The sequence below is a fragment of the Providencia sp. PROV033 genome (assembly GCF_028484855.1).
GTDB classification, from domain to species: Bacteria; Pseudomonadota; Gammaproteobacteria; order Enterobacterales; family Enterobacteriaceae; genus Providencia; species Providencia alcalifaciens.
This window is the reverse complement of the sequence record NZ_JAMPSW010000162.1, coordinates 1-4,266: the sequence shown is the minus strand read 5'-3', so window position 1 is coordinate 4,266 and position 4,266 is coordinate 1. Positions and strand designations below refer to the sequence as shown.

The 4,266-nt window shown below is 38.7% G+C and carries 2 protein-coding genes; both read left to right on the top strand.

Translation table 11 applies throughout. The features are described 5' to 3' along the window. Window positions 1-2,444 (top strand): TcdA/TcdB pore-forming domain-containing protein (locus PSF16_RS16770; protein ID WP_272689739.1); only part of this gene is annotated, 2,444 nt, incomplete at its 5' end. 375 nt (window positions 2,445-2,819) lie between these two features. Next, window positions 2,820-4,205: a DASS family sodium-coupled anion symporter gene (locus PSF16_RS16765; protein WP_006659303.1), complete on the top strand. Its 1,386-nt coding sequence runs from the start codon at window positions 2,820-2,822 to the stop codon at window positions 4,203-4,205. Window positions 4,206-4,266: the final 61 nt, after the last annotated feature.

The following is a 4,266-nucleotide window of genomic DNA, read 5'->3' as shown; positions in this document are numbered from 1 at the left end:
TTATTTTGGATGAAAAAAATCGCGCATTGATTGTTCCCCAATTAGCGAGGGAGTGGCATGGAAAAATTGAATATAAAATAAAAGGCAATGGTGGAACGTATAAGCTCAGCTTAAACAGCGGGATTCGTATCAAATTAACGGACGATACAAAAAATAATCAAAATTCGAAGTGGATTATAGATGCTAGCCAACTGGAAAACAGCACAGTCAAAATACAAAATAATCAATTCACTGTCGGTGATATTCAAATAGACGTTGATGTTGACAGTGTGCAAGGTCAAATCATCGTCGTGAATAAACATAAAGAAGTGCAGAGAATTGATTTGTCATCGGCTCAGTCAACGATTCTAAGCGAAGATGAAAAATTATGGCAAGGCGATGCAAAAGATCTAGCACAACATTTAAATCATTATGCAGAGCAGCATAAAAAACATGGGCAGTTCATTGTTATCGCTAATCACCAGTACAACGGCAAGGATGTGGGACGAGCATTCTATGATGTAAGCAATCAGCGATATATTTTTATCGATACTCTGGATGCTAATAAGCAATACGCTATTTTAAGTTCAGTGGTAGGCGATGTTGCGTATTTCTACTTGCCAACACAAAAGCAAATATGGGCGGTGGACATTGCGACTGGCACTATCAGTTCTGAATATCAATTTGAAAATCCAAATAATCGACCATTTGAAATCTTACAATTGTGGAAAGGTTATGGGCATATTTATTTTTCATGTAGATATACTGATACCAATGAGGTCGTTAATTTTCAAATTGAACAAAATATAATTAAATTAATTAGCTTAGACGCAGATTCAACGTTATTAGAGCGCTTAGCTCAAACACCTACCCAGTTTTCAGCAATATCGCCTCAAGCGTTCCTACGAAACTATATGTTAAGTAGCACTTACAAAACAAATGGTGAACAACCTGTACAGATTGAAGCAGATTTAGGGTCAGTGGTGGCTATTTCAGGTGTAGATAGCAATCAAGCTCTGCATCGTTATTGGTTAAGAGTGGCTGACAGCCTACTCATTAAGCCCAATTTATCCCCCTCTCTTGGTTATGGAGAAACCCCGGCCAATATCCGGTTACATCAGAGCCATTGGGCTATCCCACCTGATTTAGCATTAATGGGAAGCCTATTTGATGAAAAAGGAACAGAAATTTTTTATTTTTACAGTCATAAAAATAAAGAACTGTACCGTCAAGAAGGTCCTGGGCAGGACATTTTAAATGTCACGAAGCCAACTGCATGGTTTTTAAATACCCCGTATGGCATGCAAAATGCTGCCTTTTGGCAAGGTAATTTATTTATATCTAATATTGATGGTGTTATTTGTCAAATTGATGATAAAGGAAATTACCATCCATCTGCATTAACTGAGAATTGGTTCAAAGAACGTGCAAATTGGTGGAGAGAATTAGGAGATTACTATTGCTGCAAAACAATAACCTTGGTTGGACTTAATAAAGGAAGCGCCGAAAAAACAATTCCAGCCTGGTCTTTGAATGGGAAAGTGATTATTGCTCATGAATTATCATTAGAAAATAATATCCAGCTTTTAGGATTAGATGCGGATAATTCGGGGGCATTAATTTTTGATCCGACAACTCAAAAACTGTATCGCCAACAGTTTGCGACGGAGAATCAATTATCTTCCGCATTTGGACAAGGACGAGAGCTTCTTGATGAGTCAGCATTACCAAACGTTGTCGATGTTTACCCGGATTTGCAATTTTCGAATGTGAAAATGGTTGGTGATGGAGTACTGATGTTTGCTAAAAGTGGCGAAATTTTATTTGTCGATCTTTTACAGAATAAAGACAACACGACAAGTAGTCACCTCGGTTCTTCATTGATTATTCGTGGGAGTGATCAAAATGATAAGTTATCTCCCGTTGTTATTCAGTCTGTGAAAAATATTGTGTTGAGTGCAGGGAATGGGCAGGATACTTATACTATTTCGAAAGCAGTGTGGGGGCATTATCACTCCATTATTATCGATAATAATGCGCTTGATTCACTGATGGATACGCTAATTCTACCCGTTTCAGAGAATGATGAGTTGGTCGTGAGCCAACATAATGACGATCTATTTATCACCGATATGAAGCAAAATACCACGCTAGTCTTTAGGAAAGTTTTTGGTGATCAAAAACAAGCTCATCAGCATTTACAGTTACGTTTTGTCGATCAAACGCAAGACGTATCATTGGAACAATTTATTCAGAATCACTCATTGAATTTGGCGATTGATCTAGCTGAAACTCACATAGAACTTAACAATTATCAGCATATTGAACACGATGTTCACTCATCATTGCTGTCTGAGCACGTAGCGGGATTTGCGAAAAAAGATGGATTGGTCATGCCGGGAATGGACTCTCCATTTTTACCTAATGTGAATACCCATAATGTCTTGCTAAGTCATCTTTCTTAAGGGTAAATCAAGAAAAATGTAAGCTAGCTGCAATTACACAGTGAGCTGGCTTACAGCTCACAAAATGAATATTGGATGATTTATCTGAACTATCAAATTGTTATATATTTTCATAGCGAATAATTTATAGGAGTGAAAGCAGTCAGTATGCTTACCTATATCTTATTTTAGGTAATTAAATTGCTATTTTTGTGAATGACTAGTGAGATTTTTAAGTTTTTAGCTTTAAAACAAGTAAATTGCGGGGCGCAGATCGCAGTTTTAGGTTATCTACATTTCCATCTCATTCAATTAACTCTATATTTTACTTCCTGTAAAAAAAGATTAACAAAAATTACTTGAAAACTTAAATTGCTTCCGAGCTATGGAGTAAACATGGATGCTTCTGAATCTTTGACACCAGCAGTTCCTCCAACCCCTTCTAACAAGCGTGGTTGGATAATTTTGGCTGTTGATATTGTACTGCTGATTTTGCTGTTGAAATATTTGCCTTTTGATGACAAAGCAAATGCTGGACTGGCTTTAATGGTTTTCGTCGGTGTGCTTTGGTTAACTGAGGCGATTCACGTCACAATTACCGCACTTTGTATCCCATTGTTGGCGGTAGGGCTTGGTTTGATGGGGACGGGAGATGCGCTAAAAGCCTTCGCGAACCCAATCATTTTCTTATTTTTCGGTGGATTTGCGTTAGCAACCGCGCTGCATATTCAAGGTCTTGATCGCCTGATCGCTAACCGATTATTAATGGCTGCACGTGGGCGTTTATCTGTTGCTGTCATTTTGTTGTTTGGTGTTACTGCAGGTTTATCTATGTGGATCAGTAATACAGCAACTGCCGCAATGATGTTACCGTTAGTTTTAGGGATCTTGTCTAACCTTGATGTTCGACACGAACGTAATACATTTGTCTTCGTGTTATTAGGGGTAGCTTACAGTGCGAGTATCGGAGGTTTAGGGACAATTGTTGGTAGCCCGCCTAACGCAATTGCAGCTTCCGCGCTAGGTTTGGATTTCTTATCATGGATGAAATATGGCATCCCAATCATGGTGGTTTTACTGCCAATGATGTTTGTCCTGATGTACATGATGTTACGTCCTAACTTAAAACACCGTTTTGAAATTGAATTAGAAAAAGTGGAATGGAATGGAAAACGTATTACTGCGATGAGTATTTTCTTGTTAGCGGTTGTATGTTGGATCACCAGTACGTTCATTAGTGATGCGCTTGGCGGCGTTAAAGATTTAGATACTATCATCGCGCTGAGCGCGGCGGTGTTAATTGGGATCACCGGAGTAGCTAGCTGGTCACAGATCCAGAAAAACACTGAGTGGGGCGTATTAATGTTATTTGGCGGTGGTTTAACGCTGAGTGCAATTTTAAGCTCATCAGGCGCTAGTAAAATCATGGCGGATTGGATGCAAATGACATTCGGGCAAAGCCATTGGTTTGTGATTATTCTTGCGGTTACAACGTTTATTATTGTTCTGACTGAATTTACCAGTAATACAGCAAGTGCCGCACTGCTAGTACCAATTTTTGCGACGGTCGCTGAAGCATTAGGTATGCCAGTAATGGCATTAACGATGATTATTGGTATTGGTGCTTCTTGTGCCTTTATGTTGCCTGTCGCGACACCTCCGAATGCGATTGTATTTGGTTCTGGCTATATTCGCCAAATTGAGATGGTTCGAGTGGGTGCTGTACTCAACGTGGCATGTATTATTGTTATCTCTTTATTTGCTTGGTTTTTTTGGATATAACAACGTTAAGAAAAATAAATTAAAAATAGTAACGGCCTCAGAGAATGAGGCCGTTTTTTTA